The 22,730-nt window shown below is 72.4% G+C and carries 22 protein-coding genes; 15 read left to right on the top strand and 7 right to left on the bottom strand.

Annotated elements, in window-relative coordinates; all coding sequences use genetic code 11:
* Positions 1 to 38 precede the first annotated feature (38 nt).
* Complete coding sequence (locus ACF07B_RS04160; RefSeq protein ID WP_392177669.1) at positions 39 to 803, bottom strand: peptidoglycan recognition protein; 765 nt, start codon at positions 801 to 803, stop codon at positions 39 to 41.
* Between the two features lie 356 nt (positions 804 to 1,159).
* Between ACF07B_RS04160 and ACF07B_RS04155 the strand changes: the two genes are divergently transcribed.
* Positions 1,160 to 2,344 (top strand): MarP family serine protease, encoded by a 1,185-nt coding sequence (locus ACF07B_RS04155; protein WP_369486183.1) that lies wholly within the window; start codon positions 1,160 to 1,162, stop codon positions 2,342 to 2,344.
* 41 nt (positions 2,345 to 2,385) lie between these two features.
* Here the strand turns inward: ACF07B_RS04155 and ACF07B_RS04150 are convergent, their stop codons facing one another.
* A complete protein-coding gene (locus ACF07B_RS04150) occupies positions 2,386 to 2,877 on the bottom strand; it encodes a GNAT family N-acetyltransferase (protein ID WP_392177668.1) in 492 nt (163 codons plus the stop codon).
* Positions 2,878 to 2,948: 71 nt separating this feature from the next.
* Here ACF07B_RS04150 and ACF07B_RS04145 point away from each other — a divergent pair, with 71 nt between their 5' ends.
* Positions 2,949 to 3,866 (top strand): TIGR01777 family oxidoreductase, encoded by a 918-nt coding sequence (locus ACF07B_RS04145; protein WP_392177667.1) that lies wholly within the window; start codon positions 2,949 to 2,951, stop codon positions 3,864 to 3,866.
* A gap of 362 nt (positions 3,867 to 4,228) precedes the next feature.
* Positions 4,229 to 5,623 carry an NAD(P)/FAD-dependent oxidoreductase gene (locus ACF07B_RS04140; protein WP_392177666.1) on the top strand — a complete coding sequence of 465 codons (1,395 nt, stop codon included), beginning with the start codon at positions 4,229 to 4,231 and terminating at the stop codon, positions 5,621 to 5,623.
* Between the two features lie 264 nt (positions 5,624 to 5,887).
* Here the strand turns inward: ACF07B_RS04140 and ACF07B_RS04135 are convergent, their stop codons facing one another.
* The gene (locus ACF07B_RS04135) at positions 5,888 to 7,360 is read right to left on the bottom strand and encodes a regulator (RefSeq protein ID WP_392177665.1); all 1,473 of its coding nucleotides are present in this window, start codon (positions 7,358 to 7,360) and stop codon (positions 5,888 to 5,890) included.
* Positions 7,361 to 7,690: 330 nt separating this feature from the next.
* Between ACF07B_RS04135 and lipB the strand changes: the two genes are divergently transcribed.
* From lipB to ACF07B_RS04115, 4 genes are all read left to right on the top strand, one after another.
* The gene (gene lipB, locus ACF07B_RS04130; RefSeq protein WP_369486233.1) at positions 7,691 to 8,497 is read left to right on the top strand and encodes a lipoyl(octanoyl) transferase LipB; all 807 of its coding nucleotides are present in this window, start codon (positions 7,691 to 7,693) and stop codon (positions 8,495 to 8,497) included.
* A 164-nt stretch (positions 8,498 to 8,661) separates the two neighbouring features.
* Positions 8,662 to 9,627: a lipoyl synthase gene (gene lipA / locus ACF07B_RS04125; protein WP_369486234.1), complete on the top strand. Its 966-nt coding sequence runs from the start codon at positions 8,662 to 8,664 to the stop codon at positions 9,625 to 9,627.
* Positions 9,628 to 9,920: 293 nt separating this feature from the next.
* Positions 9,921 to 10,115, top strand: coding sequence for a hypothetical protein (locus ACF07B_RS04120; protein WP_326788203.1), 195 nt, complete (start codon positions 9,921 to 9,923; stop codon positions 10,113 to 10,115).
* Between the two features lie 116 nt (positions 10,116 to 10,231).
* Positions 10,232 to 10,930 (top strand): DUF4191 domain-containing protein, encoded by a 699-nt coding sequence (locus ACF07B_RS04115; RefSeq protein WP_392177664.1) that lies wholly within the window; start codon positions 10,232 to 10,234, stop codon positions 10,928 to 10,930.
* 408 nt (positions 10,931 to 11,338) lie between these two features.
* Here the strand turns inward: ACF07B_RS04115 and ACF07B_RS04110 are convergent, their stop codons facing one another.
* Positions 11,339 to 11,806 (bottom strand): RDD family protein, encoded by a 468-nt coding sequence (locus tag ACF07B_RS04110; RefSeq protein WP_362398852.1) that lies wholly within the window; start codon positions 11,804 to 11,806, stop codon positions 11,339 to 11,341.
* A gap of 199 nt (positions 11,807 to 12,005) precedes the next feature.
* Between ACF07B_RS04110 and glnA the strand changes: the two genes are divergently transcribed.
* The 4 genes from glnA to ACF07B_RS04090 all read left to right on the top strand — a co-directional run bounded on the left by glnA (position 12,006) and on the right by ACF07B_RS04090 (position 15,908).
* Positions 12,006 to 13,415, top strand: coding sequence for a type I glutamate--ammonia ligase (gene glnA, locus ACF07B_RS04105; protein ID WP_362398855.1), 1,410 nt, complete (start codon positions 12,006 to 12,008; stop codon positions 13,413 to 13,415).
* 208 nt (positions 13,416 to 13,623) lie between these two features.
* Positions 13,624 to 14,568: a zinc metalloprotease HtpX gene (gene htpX, locus ACF07B_RS04100; protein WP_369486237.1), complete on the top strand. Its 945-nt coding sequence runs from the start codon at positions 13,624 to 13,626 to the stop codon at positions 14,566 to 14,568.
* Between the two features lie 4 nt (positions 14,569 to 14,572).
* Positions 14,573 to 15,157, top strand: coding sequence for a hypothetical protein (locus ACF07B_RS04095; protein ID WP_392177663.1), 585 nt, complete (start codon positions 14,573 to 14,575; stop codon positions 15,155 to 15,157).
* 121 nt (positions 15,158 to 15,278) lie between these two features.
* On the top strand, positions 15,279 to 15,908 hold the full coding sequence (locus ACF07B_RS04090) for a DUF1269 domain-containing protein (RefSeq protein WP_392177662.1): 630 nt from the start codon (positions 15,279 to 15,281) through the stop codon (positions 15,906 to 15,908).
* A 121-nt stretch (positions 15,909 to 16,029) separates the two neighbouring features.
* Here the strand turns inward: ACF07B_RS04090 and ACF07B_RS04085 are convergent, their stop codons facing one another.
* On the bottom strand, positions 16,030 to 17,388 hold the full coding sequence (locus ACF07B_RS04085; RefSeq protein ID WP_392177661.1) for a DUF2252 domain-containing protein: 1,359 nt from the start codon (positions 17,386 to 17,388) through the stop codon (positions 16,030 to 16,032).
* 4 nt (positions 17,389 to 17,392) lie between these two features.
* On the bottom strand, positions 17,393 to 17,902 hold the full coding sequence (locus tag ACF07B_RS04080) for a hypothetical protein (RefSeq protein ID WP_392177660.1): 510 nt from the start codon (positions 17,900 to 17,902) through the stop codon (positions 17,393 to 17,395).
* Between the two features lie 189 nt (positions 17,903 to 18,091).
* On the opposite strand from ACF07B_RS04080, the gene ACF07B_RS04075 reads away from it, so the two are divergent.
* Positions 18,092 to 19,288 carry a winged helix DNA-binding domain-containing protein gene (locus ACF07B_RS04075; RefSeq protein WP_392177659.1) on the top strand — a complete coding sequence of 399 codons (1,197 nt, stop codon included), beginning with the start codon at positions 18,092 to 18,094 and terminating at the stop codon, positions 19,286 to 19,288.
* Positions 19,289 to 19,443: 155 nt separating this feature from the next.
* Here ACF07B_RS04075 and ACF07B_RS04070 read toward each other — a convergent pair whose 3' ends face one another.
* Entirely contained in the window at positions 19,444 to 19,752 is a 309-nt protein-coding gene (locus tag ACF07B_RS04070; protein WP_362398875.1) for a hypothetical protein, read from the bottom strand.
* A 164-nt stretch (positions 19,753 to 19,916) separates the two neighbouring features.
* On the opposite strand from ACF07B_RS04070, the gene ACF07B_RS04065 reads away from it, so the two are divergent.
* From ACF07B_RS04065 to glnII, 3 genes are all read left to right on the top strand, one after another.
* The gene (locus tag ACF07B_RS04065) at positions 19,917 to 20,276 is read left to right on the top strand and encodes an arsenate reductase family protein (protein ID WP_392177658.1); all 360 of its coding nucleotides are present in this window, start codon (positions 19,917 to 19,919) and stop codon (positions 20,274 to 20,276) included.
* Between the two features lie 131 nt (positions 20,277 to 20,407).
* The gene (locus ACF07B_RS04060; RefSeq protein WP_392177657.1) at positions 20,408 to 21,100 is read left to right on the top strand and encodes a hypothetical protein; all 693 of its coding nucleotides are present in this window, start codon (positions 20,408 to 20,410) and stop codon (positions 21,098 to 21,100) included.
* Between the two features lie 439 nt (positions 21,101 to 21,539).
* A complete protein-coding gene (gene glnII, locus ACF07B_RS04055) occupies positions 21,540 to 22,568 on the top strand; it encodes a glutamine synthetase (protein WP_369486686.1) in 1,029 nt (342 codons plus the stop codon).
* Positions 22,569 to 22,730 lie beyond the last annotated feature (162 nt).

Here is a 22,730-nt window from a genome sequence, read left to right as displayed (position 1 = left end):
GGGCCCGCTCGGCCGTCGGCGCCGGGCGCCTCGGGCGCTCAGCGGCCCTGGATGCGTGCCGCCAGGTCGCGGATCTCGGGGAGGCGTTCGCTGAGGGCGGCGCCCGGGCACCGGGTCATGAAGGCCGCGTCGTGCCCGGAGACGGTGGAGAGCACGGCGGCGGTGCCCGCGGCGTAGCGGCTGAGGCTGTTGCTGGAGACGAGGCGGACCGTGCCGCGGGGGTCCGCACCGCTGAGCCCGAGCTTCCAGGCCACGAGCCGGGCGATCGCGTCGGTCATCGCCTTCGGCACCGGTGATCCCGCCGTGAAGGTGCCGATCGCGGCGATCCCGGCGGAGCGGTGGTTGAAGCCCTGGGTGTGCGCCCCGGTGACGGGCCGGTCGACCCCGCCCGCGCGGCCCTCGTAGATCGTGCCGCAGCGGTCGACGAGGAAGTTGTAGCCGATGTCGTCCCACTGCTTGGCGCCGGTCTGGCCCGCGTACACGTCACGGATGACGCGGGGCACGTCGGCGCAGTCGTAGCCGTTCGGCGAGTCGGTGTGATGGATGAAGACCGCCACGACGCGGTCGTCGTAGCGGGGTGCCGGCTGCTCGCGGGTTCTCGCGGCGTCCAGCCACGCCGTCCGCGGCACGATGGGCGGCCGGGCGACGGAACGGGGGACGGTGATCCGGGCCGCGACCGGGGGCGGGGGGGTGCCCCGGGCCGCCGAGCGGTCCACCCCGGCCGCGCACATCACCAGCGCCAGCACGGCGAGCAGGCCCGGCACGCACCCGAGCGCGACGAGGGCCGGCTTCGGCAGCCCCACCGGCGCACGCCGGCGCACACCGGGGGGCACAGGCGCCCGGAGGGCTCGCGCCGCTCCGCGGGTGAGCCTCTCGGACGCCCCGGGCCCCGGGCGACCGTGGCGCCCGTGCCGGGACGCTCGCTCCCCGCTCCGTATTCGTGGTCCTCGCGGCTTCCGGAAGACACGCATGGAGCCACCCTGACCCGGATCCTCGCGGGCCGCGATGTGTGGTGTGCCACCTGGTGGAACCATCGAGCGTGTGCGGGACGTTTCTACAGGTCCACGGGTGTGTGGCCGTTTCCGCGGCACCGAACGCGCGTGGCTGATCACTGGGCCCGCCCGACGCGTACTAAGGGGCCCTAGAGAAAGGCGGCTCCGTGGACGTTCTCGACCTCCTGCTGATGCTGGTCATCCTGGTCTACGCGGCGTCCGGGTACCGTCGCGGCCTGGTGGCCGGCTGTGTCTCCCTGGCCGGCTTCGTGGGCGGCGCCGTCATCGGCGTATGGGTGCTGCCGTGGATGATGGAGCTGGTCACGGCGGGGACACCGGCGGCGACGGTCACGGCGGTCCTCACGGTCCTGGTGCCCGCCGTGGTGGGCCACGAGCTGGCCGGGCGGCTGGCGCTGAAGCTGCGCCGCGAGCTGGACCAGGGGCCGCTGCGGGTGGCCGACGGGATCGGCGGAGCCGCGGCGAACACCCTGGCCGTGCTGCTGGTGGCCTGGGTGGCGGCGAGCGTCCTGGGCGCGTCCTCCTCGACGCTGGTGACGCAGTCGATCCGCAACTCGGCGCTGCTGGGCGCCGTGCAGAACACGATGCCGGAGACCACGCCGGCCTGGTTCTCGCGGGCGACCTCGGCCCTCACGGAGGCGGGGTTCCCGCAGGTCTTCAACCCGTTCGAGAACGAACCGGCGGCCGGTGTCGCCAAGCCCTCCGGGGACAGTGTCACGCCGTCCGCGACGGACGCCGCCAAGCTGAGCACCGTGAAGGTCGAGGGCGTCTCGGGCAACCAGGGCCGCGAGGGCAGCGGCTTCGTCTACGCCCCGCACCGGGTGATGACCAACGCGCACGTGGTGGCGGGTATCGACCGGCCGACCGTGCGGGTGGGCGGGGTCGGCCGCCCGTACCAGGCGCGGGTGGTGCTCTTCGATCCGCAGCGGGACGTCGCCGTCCTGTACGTTCCGGCGCTGCGCGCGCCCGTCCTCCCCTTCGACGGGGTCGCCTCGCGTGGCGACTCCGCGGTGGTCGCGGGCTACCCGCAGGACGGCGGCCTCGACCTCCAGGCGGCCACCGTCGCGAGCCGCATCAACGCGACGGGCCAGAACATCTACAACTCGGGCACGGTCACCCGCGAGATCTACGCGATCCGCTCGACCGTCCGGCCCGGCAACTCCGGCGGTCCGCTCCTGACCACCGACGGCGAGGTGTACGGCGTGGTCTTCGCCCGTTCGACCTCGGACGACGAGACCGGTTACGTCCTGACGGCGCACGAGGTCGCGAGCGACGCCAAGAAGGCGGCACACGCCACCGCACGGGTGGACACCGGCGACCTCGTCACCTCCTGACCGAGCGCCTCACGGAACGCGGCCCGGACGGGGGGATCCGCTCAGAGCGGCCGCCCCATCAGGACGTCGTCCACATAGGCGCCGTCCAGCAGGAACTCCCCGGGCAGGATCCCCTCGACGACGAACCCCTCGGACGCGTAGAGCGCGCGCGCCGGGGTGTTGTGGCCGAGCACGCGCAGGGTGATGCGCCGGGCGCCCTGGCGGCGGGCCTCCTCGCGCGCCGCCCGCAGCAGGGCGCGGCCCACCCCGGCGCCGCGGGCCTCGTCGGCGACGGCCAGTCCGAGGATCTGCCGGACGTGCGCGTTGCAGGCCAGCGGGGTCGGGAAGCCCAGCCGGACGTACCCCACGAGGCGGCCGTCGAGCTCGGCGACGACATGGTCCCGGGGCCCGAACCGCTCGCTGTAGAAGGGTTCGTACGGCGGCCTGGGGCGCGGCATGACCGCGTGCAGCGTGGACCAGGTGTCGCGGTCGATCCGGCCGAGCGCGTCCTCGTCGTCCAGGGTGGCGGGGCGTATCCGCGGAGCAGCTGACATACCGGTCACTGTACGGCCGCCGCGCTGCGGTCCTTCCGTGAAGTCCGCGGCGTCGCGGGCAGGATGGACCCATGAGCGACTCACCGCTTTCCCCGGGTTCCCGCATCGTGATCGCCGGCGCGTCCGGTCTGATCGGCTCCGCACTGGCACGCTCCCTGAGCGCCGAGGGGCACGAGGTCGTCCGGCTCGTGCGCCGTGAGCCGCGTTCGCCGGACGAGATCCGGTGGGATCCGCAGCGGCAGCGAATCGACGCGGTGGGGCTCATCGGCTGTGCCGCCGTGGTCAATCTGGCAGGGGCGCCGGTGGCGGGGCGGCCCTGGACGCGGGAGTACAAGCGGATGATCCGGGACAGCCGGGTGCTCGGGACGGCGACGCTCGCGGAGGCGGTGGCCTCGCTCGACGAACCGCCGCGGGTCTTCGTCAACGGGAGCGCGATCGGGTTCTACGGCGACACGGACGACCGCGCGGTGGACGAGTCCGCGCCGCCCGGGGACGGGTTCCTGCCGTCGGTGTGTGTGGAGTGGGAGGAGGCGACCGCTCCCGCGCAGGAGGCGGGGGTGCGCACGGTGCTTCCCAGGACCGGGCTCGTGGTCGCCCGCGAGGGCGGGGCCTGGGCGCGGCTGATTCCGCTGTTCAAGGCGGGAGCCGGGGGGCGGGTGGGGAACGGGCGCCAGTTCTGGAGCTACATCGCGCTGCACGACGAGGTGGCCGCGCTCCGGCATCTCATCGACACGGAGTCGCTGTCCGGGCCGGTGAACCTGACCGCCCCCGACCCGCTCACCAACGGCGAGATCACCGAGGCCATGGGCCGGGTCCTGCGCCGCCCGACCCTGCTGACCGCACCCGCCCCGCTGCTGCGCCTGGTCCTCGGCGACATGGCCGAGGACATCCTGGGCAGCCAGCGCGTCCTGCCCACCCGGCTCCTGGAATCGGGCTTCACCTTCGCGTTCCCCTCGATCGAGGGAACCCTGCGAGCGGCACTCGGCTGAGGAACGCTCCCTGGGAGGCGAAGACTCCGGGCATCCTCCGGCGGGGAGAGAAGACTGCCGGCATCCGGTCGGGCGGGCCTCGGCTCCGGGTGCTTCGACAGGTCCCGGCGGCTCCGGCCACCGCGCCCCGGGTCGACGTGACGGAGCGTCGTGCCGTGCCGCCCGGGGCTCGTGGGTCCGGCCGGGCGGGCCCGGCCGGACCCTCCGGGCGGGTACATGCACCCCCCATGCCCCCGTGCACGGCCGCCGCGCGGCTTCCGCCGCGCGGCCGAACCTCGCACCCTCGATCCGAACTCGGGCATTCCAGAAGCGTGTTGGGGGCATGACGTCCCCACCGGCCGCGCAACCTCGAGGAGGGGCACGTGCTAGAGCCCGCACGCCACGCCGCGCACACGGCACAGATCACGGAAGACGTCGACGTCGTCGTCGTGGGAGCCGGCGTCGCCGGCCTCGCGGCCGCACGGCATCTGACCGGGGCGGGGCTGAGGACCGCCGTCCTCGACGCCGCCCCCCACGTCGGCGGCCGCATGTCCACGGAGAAGGTCGACGGCTTCCGGCTGGACCGGATCGGCCGGCTCCTGTCCACCTCGTACCCGGAACTGCGCCGCACCCCGGGCCTGGACGGCCTCGTCCTGTGCCCGTTCTCGCCGGGCGTGCTGCTGCACAGCGACGGCCGGCGCCACCCCACGGGCACGCCCGGCACACCCCGGAGCGCGAGGGGCGCACTCACCACCGCGCGCGCCCTCGCGAGCGCCCCCCGGCTTCCGCTGCCCCGGCCCGCGCGCGGAACCACCCGCCCCGGACCGCTCGGCAGCCCCTTCGACCAGTCCCGTCTCAACACGGCCCTCGCGCGCCTCGCCGCCACTTCCCCGGAGCGCCTGCTCGCCCGACCCGACCTCACCGCGGCGCAGGCGCTGAGCGCCCGGGGGCTCCCGGCCCGTACGGTCGAGGCCTTTCTGCACCCCCTTCTCGCGGCCCTGCTGTGCGACCCGGAGTTGCGGACGTCGAGCCGCCTCGCCGACCTCGCGCTGCACTCCTTCGCGACGGGGCGGCTGTGTCTGCCCGAAGGCGGCGCGGACGCGCTCCCCGAGCTGCTCGCGGCCGCCCTTCCGCCCGGCACCGTGCACACCGGCGTCGAGGTCACCGCCGTCTCCACGACCCACGTCACGACGAAGGAGCACGGCGAACTCCGCTGCCGGGCCATCCTGCTGGCGACCGGGGCGCGTGCCGCCGCCCGGTTCCTGCCCGGGCTGCACGTCCCCGCCTTCCATCCGGTGACCGTCCTGCACCACACCACGGACGAACCGCCGCTCACCGAACCGGCGCTGCTCCTGGACGCCGACCGCGGCGGCCCGGTGGCGCACACGGCGGTCGTCAGCCAGGTCGACCCGACCCGGGCACCCGCGGGCCGCGCCCTGATCTCCTCGACCGTGCTCGGCACCCCGCCCGCCGCGCCCCACCTGGACGCGGCGGTCCGCGCCCAGCTCGCCCGCGTCTACGGCACGTCGACGACCCGCTGGGAACTGCTGGCGGTCCATCACGAGCCGGAAGCGGTCCCGGCGATGCCGCCGCCCCTCGATCCGCGCCGCCCCGTACGGCTGCTCGCGGGCCTGTACGTGTGCGGTGACCACCGGGACACCAGCACGGTGCAGGGCGCGCTGCACTCGGCCCGGCGGGCCGCCCACGCCCTGCTGACGGACCTGGACGTCCGCGCGGCCGCCCCGTCGGCCGAGCCTCTGGAGTCCGCCGCCGCCTGACCCCGCGGCTCCGGAACTCCGGTGCGGGGCTCCGGAGTTCCGGAGCCGCGGGCACACGGGCCCGGCGGCCTCCGGGCGCTCCCGGAGACCGCGGCCCGGCTCTCGGCGGACCCGGCGCGCGGCGGCGGGCAACCCCCGCCCGCGCCGGGGAGGGGTGAACCCCCCTCCCCTGGTGCGCGCATAGAGCTTCCCGGTCTCCGGTACCCCAGGCCGGAGACCGGGGACGCCCCGGCAGGGCCTGTCCGGCCCTTCCCGTCCGCGCCCTCAGCTCAGCGCGGCCACCTTGTCGCGATAGCCGCGGACGGGTGCGGCGTCCTTGTACGGTTCGAGCCGTTTCTCGAAGTCCCGCACGTACTCGACGGCCCGCGCCGACCGCATCTCCGCCGCCTGCCCCGCGGCCTCCGCGCCGAGCAGACAGGCCTGGTCGAGTTCTCCGAGCCCGAGCCGGGCCGAGGCGAGCACCACCCGGCAGAACAGCCGGCTGCGCGCGTAGCCGGGCGCCCGGAGCTGGAGCGAGCGTTCGGCGTGCTGCGCCGCCGCCCGGAACTGCTGGAGGTCCCGGTGGCAGTGCCCGAACTCGTCGGCGAGCTGCGCCTCGTCGAAGTACCGGGCCCAGTGCGGGACCTCGTCGCCGGTCCGGGACGCCTCCAGCGCGCGTTCGGCCCGGACCAGCGAGGCCGTGCAGGCCCGCACCTCGCCCAGCACCCCGTGGCCGCGCGCCTCGACGGCGTGCAGCAGCGCCTGGACGACGTGCGGCCCCCCGGAGCCGAGGCCCTGCTGCGCGACCCGCGCGAGCTGTACGGCCTCGCGCCCGTGCCCGAGGTAGACGGCCTGCCGGCTCATCGTGATGAGCACGTAGGAGCCGTACACCCGGTCTCCCGCCGCCTGCGCCAGGCGCAGCGCCTGGACGAAGTACCGCTGCGCGAGTCCGTGCGCGCCGATGTCGTACGACGTCCAGCCGGCGAGCCGGGTGAGGTCGGCGGCGGCGGCGAACAGGTGGCGGCCGGTCTGCTCGCCGTACACGCCGCGCAGCATGGGCTCGGCCTCGTGCTCCAGATAGCGGACCAGTGCCTGGCGGGCGTGACCGCCCCCGTACGCGTGGTCGAGGGCGCGGAAGAGTTCGCCGACCGAGCGGAGCGCGGCGATGTCCCCGCCGCTGACCCGCTGGCCGGGGCCCCGCTCGGTGCGGCCGCGCCGGAACGAGGGTCCCCCCGGCTCGGGCGGTGCCGTGACCCTGGGAGAGGCCGGGCGGCCCTGGGCGGGGATCCGGGAGGGCTGCTCGCCGCGGGCGACCCGGTCGTCGGCCCTGCCGATCAGCCAGTCCCGGCTGGGCACGACGAGCCCGGCCGGGGTGAAGGCGATCTTGCGCAGCTCGGCGTGGCTGCCGGAGTCCTTGCGCCACAGGCCGCTGACGATGTCCACGGCCTCCTCGGGGGTCGCGGCGAACTCCAGCCCCGCGTACACGGGCGCGCAGGCGTCGAGTCCGAGGTCCTGCGCGCTCAGACGCCGGCCGAGGCGGCGGGTGAACACCTCGGCGATGAGCGCGGGGGTGGTCCCGCGGGGCTGCTGGCCCCGCAGCCACCGGGTCACCGATGTCTTGTCGTATCTCAGGTCCAGTCCGTGTTCGAGTCCGAGCTGGTCCACGCGACGGGCGAGACCTGCGTTGGAGAACCCCGCTTCTGCGATGAGCGCGGCGAGCTGTCGATTGGGCGTGCGCTGCGCGGGTCGTTCCGTCATCTGCGGTGCGGTCTCCTGCCTTCGGGTCTCCAGGGGTCTCGGGGCGGCGTGGAACGTGCTTGCGCCTCCCCCGAGGCCTCCCTGTGCCCGGATTGCCTGTGAGCAGCCCTTATGGCCTAGTGAACGGCGCGAATGTAGCGGAGCGTGAGCACGTCATCGCACACATCGACATTCATTCATCCGATCGTGTGAGGATTAGCTGTCGGGCTGACGCGGATCGGGCGGACGTACAGTGGCGTGGGCGCGCGACGGACCTGACGAAAGGTTCCTCCGCGTGCCCCGCACGGGGACCACCACGTGCCCGAGGAAGCTTCAAGGGAGGCGCTTACCGTGAGTGAGTTGCGGTTCGTCCGCATGGGATTCGGTGCCGAGGCCGTCGAGTACCAGGAGGCGTGGGACGAGCAGCGCCGCGTGCACGCGGCCCGGTTCCTGGACGAGATCCCCGACACCTGTCTGCTCCTGGAGCACCCCCCGGTGTACACGGCGGGCCGGCGCACGGCGGACAACGAGCGGCCCCTGGACGGCACCCCCGTCATCGACGTGGACCGCGGCGGCAAGATCACCTGGCACGGTCCGGGCCAGCTGGTCGGCTACCCCATCCAGAAGCTCCCGCGTCCCGTGGACGTCGTGGCCCACGTACGCCGTCTGGAAGAGGCGCTCATCCGCACCTGCGCGGAGTTCGGCCTGGAGACGAGCCGGGTCGAGGGCCGCAGCGGCGTCTGGGTCCTCGGTGACGCCAAGGACCCCGCCCAGGGGGCCTCCGCGCTCGGGGGGCTCTCCCTCGACTTCGACCCCCGCCTCCAGGACGAGGAGTTCGACCCGCGGCTCAACGGCCCGGAGTACGCCCCGTCCAACGCGGGCCAGCGCCGCGAGGACCGCAAGATCGCCGCGATCGGCATCCGCGTCGCCAAGGGCGTCACCATGCACGGCTTCGCGCTGAACGTGAACCCGGACAACGTCTGGTTCGACCGGATCATCCCGTGCGGCATCCGCGACGCGGGCGTCGCCTCGCTCGCGGCCGAGCTGGGCCGTGACGTGACCATCGACGAGGTCCTGCCGGTGGCCGAGAAGCACCTCGGGGACATCCTGGCGAACGCGGACCTGAAGCCGCGCGTCGTGGAACGCGCCCCGGCCTAGAGCCCCCGTGTCGCGGAGGTCACACGGGCCCGGGGCCCGTTCCTCCACGGCGGAGACCCCTCGGGAATGCACCCCCGCTCCCGAAGGTTGCCCACCTCGGGGGCCGAGCACCGCACGGGCGTACCCTGATGTACGCCGAAGAATCGAAGTTACAGGGAGCCGATGTGTCCGCAGTCGCACCCGACGGACGCAAGATGCTGCGCCTGGAGGTCCGGAACAGCCAGACCCCCATCGAGCGCAAGCCCGAGTGGATCAAGACCCGGGCGAAGATGGGCCCCGAGTACACGAAGATGCAGGCACTCGTGAAGAGCGAGGGCCTGCACACGGTCTGCCAGGAGGCGGGCTGCCCCAACATCTACGAGTGCTGGGAAGACCGCGAGGCCACGTTCCTCATCGGCGGTGACCAGTGCACGCGGCGCTGCGACTTCTGCCAGATCGACACCGGCAAGCCGGAAGCGCTGGACCGCGACGAGCCGCGCCGTGTCGGTGAGTCCGTCGTCACGATGGACCTGAACTACGCCACCATCACCGGCGTCGCCCGCGACGACCTGGAGGACGGCGGCGCCTGGCTGTACGCGGAGACGGTCCGCCAGATCCACGCGCAGACGGCCGGCCGCGAGGCCGGACGCACGAAGGTCGAACTGCTCGCCCCGGACTTCAACGCCGAGCCCGAGCAGCTCGCCGAGGTCTTCTCCTCGCGCCCCGAGGTGTTCGCGCACAACGTCGAGACGGTCCCCCGGATCTTCAAGCGGATCCGTCCCGGCTTCCGCTACGAGCGCTCGCTCAAGGTCATCACCGAGGCCCGTGACTACGGTCTGGTCACGAAATCGAACCTGATCCTCGGCATGGGCGAGACCCGCGAAGAGGTCAGCGAGGCGCTCCGGCAGCTGCACGAGGCGGGCTGCGAGCTCATCACGATCACGCAGTACCTGCGCCCCTCCGTGCGCCACCACCCCGTGGAGCGCTGGGTCAAGCCGCAGGAGTTCGTGGAGCTCAAGGACGAGGCCGAGGAGATCGGCTTCTCCGGCGTCATGTCGGGCCCGCTGGTCCGCTCCTCGTACCGGGCCGGCCGCCTCTACCAGATGGCCATCGAGAAGCGTGGCGCGTACGTCGCCTCCCAGGCGGTCTGATCCCCCGAACGGGCACACGTTGCGAAAGGAAAGCGGTGGCACCGAGTGCCACCGCTTTCGTGTGAATCCGCGCACAAGCAACTCGCCCTTCACAACGGCCCGTTCACACCCCCTCACGGCATCCCCGCAGCTGAACGCGACGTCAGGAAGGGGGCCGGAAAGGGGCCCGCGGTATCAAGGTTTCATTGGTGTTTGACCGCTCGGTCACGTACTGGTAACACCAGTCAGTGACTCTGGTTCCACGTCACACCCGTCCCCGTCCGAGCCGTCGATCCCTAGGGGGGATCTCCATCATGCAGGCCGCGCCCGTACGCGCCACCGCGATTCCGTCGTTCACCGATGCACTGCGTGCCGTCGAATCGCTGCTCATGAGCAGCGGGCAGCGCACCGCCCGCCGCAACGCCTGGACCTCCGTCCTGGAGGACCGCCGCCGTGCCAAGGACCGGGTCGAGGCGCAGCGCGTGCTGGAATCCGTCACCCGTTCCTGACCGGCGCCGTCCGGCACCGGCCGATCCGGCCACGGCAGGCTCCTCCCCGCTGCCGCGGCCCCGCTCGCCCGGTACTGCCGTCGTCGGCACTTCACGGGCCACGTAGACTCGTGGACATGGCGAGGAAGGAACCCGCAGCGGACGCTGCGAACCCCGGGCGACTCAAGCAGATCGCTCTGACGTACAAAATGACCCGCAAGGCCGATTCCAAGATCGGTCTTGTACTCGCGGCTGTCGGAATTCTCACCCTCGGTGTCTTCCTCGCGATCGGCTTCTTGATCGGCCACCCGGTCTATCTCGGCATTCTCGGGCTTCTGCTCGCCCTCCTCGCGACGGCGATCGTCTTCGGACGCAGGGCCGAGCGGGCCGCCTTCGGGCAGATGGAGGGCCAGCCCGGCGCGGCCGCGGCGGTGCTCGACAACGTCGGCCGAGGCTGGACCACGACCCCGGCGGTCGCGATGAACCGCAGCCAGGACGTGGTGCACCGCGCGGTCGGCAAGGCCGGCATCGTGCTGGTCGCCGAGGGCAACTCGAACCGGGTCAAGACCCTGCTGGCCGCCGAGAAGAGGAAGATGGCGCGGATCGTGGCCGACGTCCCGGTGCACGACATCCTCGTGGGCACCGGCGAGGGCCAGGTCGAGCTGAAGAAGCTCCGCACGACGATGCTGAAGCTGCCGCGTGTGCTCGCCGGCCCCCAGGTCACCGCGACCAACGACCGGCTGCGCGCGATGGGCGACCTGATGAGCAACATGCCGCTGCCGAAGGGTCCGATGCCCAAGGGCATGCGGATGCCGCGGGGCGGTCCCAAGCGGTGACGCTCGCGCCGGCCTGACCAGTCCTACGACGATGGGGCGCCCGGAATTCTCCGGGCGCCCCATCGTCGTTGCAGCTGCCCTCCCCCGGCCCCCCGCCGGACGGGCGTCCCCACCTCGGGGCGGGGTTCTCCTGCACAGGGGCGAATGGCGCCCACGTGGCGCCGGGGCGCTTTGAGGCCGGCGGGCGGACCGTCCCCTGACCGGAGACGGGTCGGCTTCGCCGGGGCAGGTGCCCGCTCGCCGGGGCCAGGCGCCCTTCACCAGGACGGGGCGACGGGGCGTCCCCACGCCGGGGCGCGTTGCCGTCGGCGGGACCGGCCGTTCCCCAGCCGGAGACGGGTCGGCTTCGCCGGGGCAGGTGCCCGCTCGCCGGGGTGGGGACGACCGCCCCTGCGGGGAGTGCGGGTGTCAGGTGCGGACCTCCAGCGTTCGGGCCAGGCGGTCGTGGAGGCCTCGGCCGTCGCGGTCCCAGATCAGGGCCGGGACGGCCACGCACAGGAGCGCGGTGCGCAGCAGGACGCGCAGCGGGTTCGGCCGTCCGCCGCCCTCGGCCACGACACGCAGACCCAGCAGACGCTTGCCCGGAGTGAAGCCGACGGAACCGACCGTGAGCACGCCGAGCACGAAGAAGACAAGCAGGGCCCAGTTGCCCGTAGCCTGGTCATAGCCGTCGGTGAGCAGCCCGTAGGCGATCAGGAGGCACAGGCCCCAGTCGACGGCGAGGGCGGCCAGACGGCGGCCGGGGCGGGCGATCGAGCCCGGTCCGTGCTCCGGGAGACCGAGCTGTTCGCCCCGGTATCCGAAGTCGACACCGGCTTCCTCCGCCGCCGCGCGGGGGCCGGAGAGCCAGGATCCGATTGCTTGCCTGTTGTCCACCCGTCCAAGGTACTGTGCCCGTTTTGCCATACGGACAGGAGGGGCCCGGAGGACCTCGGTCGGTTAACTTGGGCGAAACAAATGGGTCACGCTGGAGAAATCCCCCGTCCCTATGGTCGGCCCCAGCGTGTGCCACCGCACTGGCCGCACGAACGAACTACCACCCCGGTCCACTGTGGGCGGGAGTAGGAGGAGCTGGATGTTCCAGAACGCCGACGAGGCCAAGAAGTTCATCGCGGACGAGGACGTCAAGTTCGTCGATGTCCGTTTCTGCGACCTGCCGGGTGTGATGCAGCACTTCACGATCCCGGCCGAGGCCTTCGACCCGGCTGAGGAGCTCGCCTTCGACGGCTCCTCCATCCGCGGCTTCCAGGCCATCCACGAGTCCGACATGGCGCTCCGCGCCGACCTGTCCACCGCGCGCGTCGACCCCTTCCGCCGCGACAAGACGGTCAACATCAACTTCTTCATCCACGACCCGATCACGGGTGAGCAGTACTCCCGTGACCCGCGCAACGTGGCCAAGAAGGCCGAGGCCTACCTCGCGTCGACCGGCATCGCCGACACCGCGTACTTCGGTCCCGAGGCCGAGTTCTACGTCTTCGACAGCGTCCGCTTCAGGACCGCCGAGAACGAGTCCTTCTACCACATCGACTCCGAGGCCGGCGCCTGGAACACCGGTGCCATCGAGGACAACCGCGGTTACAAGGTCCGCTACAAGGGCGGCTACTTCCCGACCCCGCCGGTCGACCACTTCGCCGACCTGCGGGCGGAGATCTCCCTGGAGCTGGCCGCGTCCGGCCTCCAGGTCGAGCGCCAGCACCACGAGGTGGGCACCGCCGGCCAGGCCGAGATCAACTACAAGTTCAACACGCTGCTCGCCGCGGCCGACGACCTCCAGCTCTTCAAGTACATCGTGAAGAACGTCGCCTGGCGCAACGGCAAGACCGCGACCTTCATGCCGAAGCCGATCTTCGGTGACAACGGCTCGGGCATGCACGTCCACCAGTCGCTGTGGAGCGGCGGCTCCCCGCTGTTCTACGACGAGGCCGGTTACGCGGGCCTGTCGGACATGGCCCGCTACTACATCGGCGGCATCCTCAAGCACGCCCCGTCGCTGCTGGCCTTCACCAACCCGACGGTGAACTCGTACCACCGCCTGGTCCCCGGCTTCGAGGCCCCGGTCAACCTGGTGTACTCGCAGCGCAACCGCTCCGCGGCCATGCGTATCCCGATCACCGGCTCGAACCCGAAGGCCAAGCGCGTCGAGTTCCGCGCGCCCGACTCCTCCGGCAACCCGTACCTGGCGTTCTCGGCCCTGCTGATGGCCGGCCTGGACGGCGTCAAGAACAAGATCGAGCCGGCCGAGCCGATCGACAAGGACCTGTACGAGCTGGCTCCCGAGGAGCACGCGGGCGTCGCCCAGGTCCCGACCTCGCTCCCGGCCGTCCTCGACTCGCTGGAGCGCGACCACGAGTTCCTGCTCGCGGGCGACGTCTTCACGTCCGACCTGATCGAGACGTGGATCGACTACAAGCGCACGAACGAGATCGCGCCGCTCCAGCTGCGTCCGCACCCGCACGAGTTCGAGCTGTACTTCGACGTGTAAACCCGTCGCTCCAGCCGCACGCGTCCTCGGCCGCGTCCTTCCTCCGGGAAGGACGCGGCCGCCGCGTTTCTCCCCCGGCGACGGAGTCGGGGCCGCGCGCCGCGGGGACGTTCTTTGCCCACCGCGGGGCCTTTCGGCACCTGTTCATGGGGAACCGCGGGCGCACAATGGAGAGCGGGACGAGTGCCCGACTGCGGGGTGGTGCGAGATGCGGAGCCGATTCCGGAACGACCGGCAGCTGACCGTGCGGATGACGGTCACGCTGTTCCTGCTCGGATTGCTGTACGTGGCCTTCGTCGCCGCGTTGATCGTGTTGCTGAAGTCGTGGGTGCTGGTCGTCGTGATCGCGGCCGGGCTCCTCGTCGCGCAGTACTGGTTCTCGGACCGGATCGCGCTGTACGCCATGCACGGACGGATCGTGGAGCGGGAGGAGTATCCCCAGCTGCACGGCGTGGTCGACCGGCTGTGCGCCGTGGCCGACATGCCCAAGCCGCTGGTCGCCGTGTCGGACCTCGACATGCCGAACGCGTTCGCCACGGGGCGCAACGCCGATCACGCCGTTCTCTGCGTGACCACCGGGCTGCTGCGCCGTCTGGAGCCCGACGAGCTCGAAGGCGTCCTCGCCCACGAGCTCTCGCACGTGGCGCACAAGGACGTCGCCGTGATCACCGTGGCGTCGTTCCTCGGGGTCCTCGCCGGGCTGATCGTACGGTTCGCGTTCTACTCGCAGCTCTTCGGCGGACGGGGCCAGAAGGACCAGAACACCGTGGCCGTGTTCGCCGTGGTGATGGCCGTGTCCGCGGCCGTGTACGCCATCAGCTTCATGCTGATCAGGGCCCTCTCCCGGTACCGCGAACTGGCCGCCGACCGCTCCGCGGCCCTGCTGACCGGCCGCCCCTCGGCGCTGGCGTCCGCGCTGACCAAGGTGACCGGTGACATCGCGCGGATCCCGACGAAGGACCTGCGGACCGCGCAGGCGTTCAACGCCTTCTACTTCACCCCCGCGCTCGGCGCCCAGCCGGGCATCGCCAACCTGTTCTCGACCCACCCGAGCCTGGAGCAGCGGCTCGGACAACTGGCCCGCATCTCCGCCGAGCTGGGCGAGCCCGCGGTGCCGGACACGGGCGCCCCGGCTCCCGGAGAGGCTCTCTGACCGCATGGGGTTCCTGGACATCCTGCTCGGCCGCAGCAAGCCCGCCGCACCCGACCTCGACCGGCTCTTCGCCCTGCCGTCGGCGGCCGTGACCCTCCAGGCGGCGACCGGGTTCACCCCGGCCGGCACGGGAGCGGTGTGCTTCACCTCCGCCGAGGGCGGGGCCTTCGCCCAGGCCCGCCAGGAGGCACAGGACCTGCTGGACGCGGACACCGGGCGGACGGGCCCCCGGGTGGAGACGGTCCGGGACGAGTACGGCTACTCGTGGCTGGTCTCCCGCCGCGCGCCCGACGACCTGCCGGCGCTGGTGAGCGATCTGCACGCGGTCAACAGCTCCCTGGAGGGCGCCGGCTTCGGTCCCCAGCTCCTCTGTTCCGTGGTGGGTTTCGAGGGCACCGGGCAGCGGCGGCTCGGCCTGGTCTACCTGTACAAACGCGGGACCTTCTTCCCCTTCGCGCCGCTCGCCGGCGGGGGCGAGCGGCGTGACAACGCGCTCGAACTCCAGGTCAAGGCGGCCCTGACCGACGACCTGCGCATCGAGCAGGACCTCGCCCGCTGGTTCCCTGTCTGGGGCGCCCCGGGGCTGTGATCGCGCCTGGGCCGTGACGACTTCTGGCGTTTCCGGCGGCGTGTCCGAAGCGGGTTTTCCCGACTGCACCCCATCCCATAGCGCTATAAAGTCGTACGAAATCGACACAAGGGGTGCCCTCATGAGCAATCTGTTCGTCGTCGCCTACAACGATGTCGCCACCGCCGGCCGGGTGCGCGACAAGCTGTTCGAGCTGTCGAAGCAGCATCTCGTCGAGCTGGAGGACGCGGTCGTCGTCGAGCGGAGCGAGGACGGCAGGATCAAGCTGCATCAGGCGGTCAGTCACACGGCCGTCGGCGCGGCCGGCGGCGCGCTGTGGGGCGGTGTCATCGGACTGCTCTTCCTCGCGCCGCTGCTCGGTGCGGCGGTGGGCGCGGCGGCCGGTGCCGCCGGGGGCGCGGTCACGGACACCGGCATCAACGACACGTTCATGAAGGATCTCAGCCAGAATCTGCGGCCGGGCGCGGGCGCGCTGTTCGTCCTGGTCAAGCAGGCGGCAGGCGACAAGGTGATCCCTCAGATCGCCGAGTTCGGCGGCCAGTTGGTGCAGACCTCGCTGAGCCAGGACCAGGAGGACCACCTGCGGGAGGCCGTCGCCGCGGCTCAGGCGAAGGCGGCCGCCTCCGGGACAGGCGGCGCCCCCTCCGGGACAGGTGCCCCCTCGGCGGCAGGTCCGGCAGGTGCCGCGGGCACGCCCGAACCGGCCGGCACGCCCGAACCGGACGTGAACGGCGCTCCCGCCTCTTCCTGAGCCGAGCGGGCGCCGCCGCCGACCGGCCTCCCCCGGAAAGAGGGTTGCCCGGTCACGGCGTCCGTCACGGCGTCCCGGTGCGGTCGGCGGTCGGCTCCCGGCGGCTGACCGGGCGGCGGCCTCACACCCCCGGGTCCGCCGGGACCACGCCCGCGATGACCGCCGCGCCCAGGGCGGCGTGGTCGGCGGCGTTGCGGTCGGTGTAGCGCAGCGCGAAGTTCGCGACGGCACGCTCGAAGGTGTCGGCGCCGCCGAGATAGGCGGCGATCGCGACCCGGTCGCCGGAGCGGGCGTGCGCGCGGGCCAGGGCGGTGCCGCACAGCCGGGCGTAGGCGCGCAGTTCACCCGGGCTCATGCCGCCGATGTCCGCGCAGGCTTTCGTGTCGTGGAGCTGGCGCCAGTAGAACGAGCGGCCCTCGGGGCCGGTCGTCCAGCCGAGGAAGACGTCTCCGGCGGCCTGCATCAGCCGCTGGCCCGCGACGACCCGGCGCCCGGGATGGGCGTACGGGCCGCTCGGCAGATGTTCTTCGAGTACGGACCGTCCCGCCTGCTTGATCTGGAGGAACAGCGGGTCGTCCGCGTCCCGCCCGGCGAGCAGCACGATGAAGCAGCGGGTGCCGACACTGCCCACGCCCACGACCTTGCGGGCCGCGTCGACGAACCGGTAGCGGTCGAGGAGCAGCCGGCGTTCCTCGGGGAGTGTGGAGCGGTAGTCGCTGAATATCTTGCGGAGCGAGGCCATGTCCATGGCTCCGGCCGGCTCCAGCAGGGGCGGGTCGTGGACGATGCGGCGGCGTCCGCCGACGGTCTCGGTGAGTTTGCCGAGGGCCTGGAGGCTGGTGCGGCGGCGGGCCCTGGTGAGGGTGGCCTCCGCGCGCCGGCGCCGGCGTCCCGAGCGGACCAGCGGCAGCAGCAGGTCGGCGTCGATGTGCTGGTACCAGACGGTCAGTTCGCCCTGCCGGGCCAGCCGTCGCACGGCCTCGCGGTACTGCCCGGCGGCGGCGCGTGCCGCGCCGAAGACGTGCTCCTCCTTGTGCCCGTTCTCCCGGGCCGCGATCGCGACGCTGGCCGCGAGCCGTTTGACGTCCCACTCGAAGGGGCCGGGGAAGGTCTCGTCGAAGTCGTTGAGGTCGAAGAGCAGGGAGCGTTCCGGGGCGGCGTACAGGCCGAAGTTCAGCAGGTGGGCGTCGCCGCACAGCTGGACGGTGAGCCCGGTGTGGGGCTGGGCGGCCAGGTCGGCCGCCATGACGGCGGCGCCCCCGCGCAGGAACGCGAGCGGTGACGCCGCCATCCGCGCGTACCGGATCGGCAGCAGTTCCGGGAGCCGGTCCCTGCCCTGCGCCTGGAGGAGGCCGACGGGGTCGGGGCGGTCGGCGGCGGGGATCCAGGTGCCGTGCGCGGAACGGGGCACCTGTTTGCGGGCCGCCCGGCCCCGGGCGGCCCGGTCCGCGGTGGTGGCCGTGACGCTGTCGCGGAGCACGCCGTCAGTGCCTCGCGGCGCGGGCGACGCCGGTCTTGACGTCGCCGGTGAGGGAGCGGTTGCTGCGGGCGGTGCCGCCCTTGGAGGCGCCTCCCGCGACGTCGTTCACCGTCACGACGGTGGTGTCGAGGAGGTTGCCGCCGGTGTCGCGGAAGTCGACCTGGACGACGTAGGACTTCGCCGAGGAGGTGGGATTGGTGGCGGTGACCCCGACCGTGGCGCGCCCGTCGGAGTCGGGGCTCGCGGTTCCGTCGAGTTTCACCTCGTCCTTGGCGTCCACGCCGCCCTTGAACTCGTCGAACTTCCGGCCGGCCTCGGCGGTCGCGGAGGCGACGGCGTCACCGGCCTCGGTGGCGGCGGACGCGGCCTTGGAGACGGCGGACGCGGCCTTGGACGCCGCGTCGGAGGGGCTGCTGTCGTCGGAACACGCGGTCAGTTGCGCGGCCAGGGCCGCCACCACGCACACGGACAGGATCAGGCGGACCGGTCCTCGTATGCCGTCCCTCTGCTGCATCGTCTCTCCCCACGTGGTCCTGGTGCGCCTCCGGATCCCGCTTCCTCGCGGTGGCCCCAGTCAAGGCCGCGCACGGGGCCGCCGCATGCCCGGCTGCGTCCAACGGGTGAACCTCGTCCCGTGACGGGCGGGCGTCCGACAGGATGAGGAACGGCGGGCAGGGAGCACCGGGCGAGGGACGGAGGCGACGTGACGGGGAAGCCGCGGCACATCGGGGTGGCGGAGCGGCGGGTACGGCTCGGGCTGCGGCAGCGGCTCGTGGGCGCCGCGCGGGCACGGACCCCTGAGGAGGTGGCGGACTCCCTGGTCGCACTGCACGGCACCGACCCGGCGACGGTGTACCTGGCGGTGGGCGCGCGGCTCACGGACGCCCGGACGACGGTGGCGCGGGTGGAGCGGGCCCTGTACGAGGACCGTTCCCTCGTACGGATGCACGGCATGCGCAACACCGTGTTCGTGTTCCCCACCGGCCTGGCGGCCGTCGTGCACGCCTCGACGGCGCTCGACATCGCCGCGAAGACCCGTGCCGGACTGGTCAAGGACATGGCCGCCGGGAGCGACGGGCGGCTGACCGGGCCGTGGCTCGACGAGGTCGAGACGTCCACGCTGGCCGCGCTGGCCCGGCGCGGCCAGGCCACGGTGAACGAACTCACCGGGGACGAGCCGCGGCTGAGGGAGCAGTTCGTCTACGCGCCGGGGAAGAGTTACGAGGCTGTGCAGACCGTGTCGTCCCGGCTGATGCGCCTGCTGGGGATCGAGGGCCGGGTGGTGCGGGGGCGTCCGCTCGGGTCCTGGACGTCGAGCCAGTTCCGCTGGGCGGTCGCGCCGCCGCATCCCCCGCTCCCGCCCGCCGAGGCCCGCGCCCGTCTGCTGGACCGCTGGCTCACGGCCTGCGGGCCCGCCACCGAGGCCGACCTGAAGTGGTGGACGGGGTGGAAGGTCACCGACGTACGGCGGGCGCTGGCCGCGGCCGGGGCGGTGACGGTCTCGCTCGACGACGGGGTCACGGCCTACGTGGCGGCGGGCGACGAGGGCCCGGTCGACGGCTCCGGTGCGCCCTGGGCCGCCCTGCTGCCCGCCCTCGATCCGGCGCCCATGAGCCGGGCGGAGCGGGACTGGTTCCTCGACCCGTCCCTGCGGCCCGCGCTCTTCGACCGCAGCGGCAACGTGGGGCCGACGGTGTGGTGGGACGGACGGGTGGTCGGGGGGTGGGCGCAGCGCCCCGACGGCGAGATCGTGTGGCGGCTGCTGGGTGCCGGGGACGTCGGCCGCGAGGCCCTGGACGCGATCTCGGCGGAGGCCGGGCGCCTTCGGGCCTGGGTGGGCGGCACCCGGATCACCCCGCGCTTCCGGACGCCCCTGGAGAGGGAGTTGTCGGCGCGGTGAGGTGGCCCGGCCCGGACGGCGTGCCGGCGTCGGGCGCACGGGCAAGGCGCCGGCACCTCGGTCGGTGCCGGCGCCGGGATCGGTGCCCTGACGGTGCCGGGTGCCCCGCTACGGGGCGAGGTCACCCGGCACCGGTGAACGGTGCGCTCGGTCGGTCAGCGCGCGTACCTCATCAGGGCACGCACCATGTGGCAGGTGGTGTCCGACGGCGGGTGCACGCCGATGAGTTGCGCGGTGGTGCGGATCTTCTCGTCACGGGCCTGGTTCGGCACGTACACACCGGAGTCGAGCAGGGCTATGGCGAGGCGCATCGCCTTGAGCCGGCGGTTGTGCGTGACGTACCAGTCGCGGGGACGCCCCGGCGGCAGCGGGCGCTTCTCCACGGGCTCGTACGGCAGATCCAGCAGGACCGCCGTCTTCGATGTGGACTGGGTGGGCAGCGGCTTGAGTGCGGCAGCGGGCACGGGCATCCTCCTGTCGCGGTCAGGGCGCCGTCCGGACCCCCCGGCGACACCCTCGAACACTGCTTCTATTCTACCGCCGGGCACTGACAAAAGGGCCTGGCCACAGGGCCTTTGGGGGTGCCGTGACAGCCGTGTCCGAAGGTGTCTGCCGTACCGTGTGGGGCATGGAGATCTGGATCAATCCGGCCTGTTCGAAGTGCCGCAGCGCGATCAGCCTGCTCGACGCCGAGGGTGCCGAGTACACCGTCCGCCGTTATCTGGAGGACGTGCCCGGCGAGGACGAGATCCGCGACGTCCTCGACCGTCTCGGCCTCGAACCGTGGGACATCACGCGGACCGGGGAGGCCGACGCGACGGAGCTGGGGCTCAAGGAGTGGGCGCGGGACGCCGGTTCACGGGACCGGTGGATCAAGGCCCTGTCCGAGCACCCGAAGCTCATCCAGCGGCCGATCATCACCGCGGAGGACGGGACCGCGGTGGTGGGCCGCACCGAGGAGGCGGTACGCGAGGCCATGTCCCGGTAGCCCACCGGCCCACGGTGAGCCCAACTCCCGTGTGATCCACGTTACTTAAGTGAATGCCGTAACCGTTGAGTAACCACGTTCGGCATCTCGTACATAGCGGCGTAACGCTCCCCCACTCTCTGGAGGCGCGCATGTCGCGTAGGAGAACTCTCAGCACCAAGAAGAAGATCGCTCTGCTGGTCAGCGCGGCGACTGTGGCCGGCGGCGGGGCGTTCGCCCTGGCCGCCACCTCGAACGCGGCGTCCGTGCAGACCGCTCAGAGCTCGGTCGCGTGCCAGGGCCTGGCCACCGCGCTCGGCAACAACCAGAGCTTCATCGCGGACCAGAAGGCCCACCCCGACTCCCAGTCGGAGGCCAGGATCGCGAACCGCGAAGCGGTCATCGCGCAGATCAAGGTTCAGCAGCAGGCGTCGGGCTGCGCTGTCGGGGAATCGGCTCAGGATTCTCAGACCGGCCAGCAGAACGCCCAGCAGCCCGCGCAGTCCGCACCGGCCCAGGCCGCCCCCGCGGCTCCGGCGCAGAGCGCCCCGGCACAAAGTGCCCCGGCGAACAACGCCGGCGGTGGCGCCGCCACCGGTCAGCAGGTCTGCAACGGTTCGACCGTCACGCTCTCCGGCGAGGGCGGCGCGCCCGCCGCGTCCAGCAACCAGTTCCCGGCCGGGACGAAGCTGAAGGTCACGAACCTGGACAACAACAAGTCCACGACCGTCGAGGTCACCTCGGTGTCCGGCAGTTGCGCCCTGCTGAACAACGCGGCCTTCGAGCAGGTCCGGGAGCCGGGCAAGTTCCTGATCCGCCGGGCCCTCATCGAGAAGGTGGGATAACGGGCGGTACGGACCACAAGCCCTGCCGCCTCCGGCCCTTCACGGGCCGGAGGCGGCAGGGCTTTCGCGCGAGCGGGACGGCTCCTCGCGGAGACGGGCGGCGGATCCCCCGGGACGGCCGAACCGGTCGATAAGCTGCCACACACCCCAATCCTTCCTCACCCGGATCGCATACGAGCAACCCCCGGCGGACCGCCTGGTCCAGGGCGGACGACCGGCCGGACGATCACGACCGCGAACGATCACACGCGGGCGCCCGCGCCCGTACAGGCCGTGTGAGACCGGGCACATACGGCCCAGGTAACACGGGGTTCACATTCGGGCAATGATCGGGAAATCCCTGGTTGACAGGCTTCCGGACATCCCCGGCGGCGCCCCAGTGCCGCAGCGCCGCAGCACCCGCAAGTGCGATCAAGACCCACCCCGAAGGATGTGGCCCGTGAGCTTCAAGGCTGAGTACATCTGGATCGACGGCACCGAGCCGACGGCCAAGCTCCGTTCCAAGACGAAGATCCTGGCCGACGACGCCAAGGGTGCGGAGCTGCCGATCTGGGGCTTCGACGGCTCCTCGACGAACCAGGCCGAGGGTCACGCCTCGGACCGCGTACTCAAGCCCGTGGCCAGCTTCCCGGACCCGATCCGCGGCGGCGACGACATCCTCGTCATGTGCGAGGTGCTGAACATCGACATGACGCCGCACGAGTCCAACACCCGTGCCGCGCTGGCCGAGGTCGCGGAGAAGTTCGCCGCGCAGGAGTCGATCTTCGGCATCGAGCAGGAGTACACCTTCTTCAAGGGCGCGCGCCCGCTCGGCTTCCCCGAGGGCGGCTTCCCGGCCGCGCAGGGCGGCTACTACTGCGGTGTCGGCGCGGACGAGATCTTCGGCCGTGACGTCGTCGAGGCGCACCTGGACAACTGCCTCAAGGCGGGCCTGGGCATCTCCGGGATCAACGCCGAGGTCATGCCCGGTCAGTGGGAGTTCCAGGTCGGCCCGCTCGCGCCGCTGGAGGTCTCGGACCAGCTGTGGGTCGCCCGCTGGCTGCTCTACCGCACCGCCGAGGACTTCGGTGTCTCCGCGACGCTGGACCCGAAGCCGGTGAAGGGCGACTGGAACGGCGCGGGCGCGCACACCAACTTCTCCACCAAGGCCATGCGCGAGGGCTACGACGCGATCATCACCGCGTGCGAGTCGCTCGGCGAGGGCTCCAAGCCGATGGACCACGTCAAGAACTACGGCGCCGGCATCGACGACCGTCTGACGGGCCTGCACGAGACCGCCCCGTGGAACGAGTACAGCTACGGCGTCTCCGACCGCGGTGCCTCGGTCCGCATCCCGTGGCAGGTCGAGAAGGACGGCAAGGGCTACATCGAGGACCGTCGTCCGAACGCGAACGTCGACCCGTACGTCGTGACGCGTCTCATCGTCGACACCTGCTGCGCCGCCCTGGAGAAGGCCGGCCAGGTCTGATCCCGCCCAGCTTGTCCCGAGGGGGGGGCCCCCCCCCCCGGGGGGGGCCCCCCCCCCGGGGGGGGGGGGGGGGGCGCGGGGGGGGCGGGGGGGGACAAAACCGACCCCCCCAACCCCACCACGGGCACCGGGCGCAGCCCCCCACACAAACCCCCCCCCCCC

It is taken from the genome of Streptomyces sp. NPDC015532 (assembly GCF_043078065.1).
Lineage (GTDB): Bacteria > Actinomycetota > Actinomycetes > Streptomycetales > Streptomycetaceae > Streptomyces.
The sequence above is the reverse complement of the archived record's forward strand: the minus strand, read 5'-3'. Positions and strand labels throughout refer to the sequence as shown.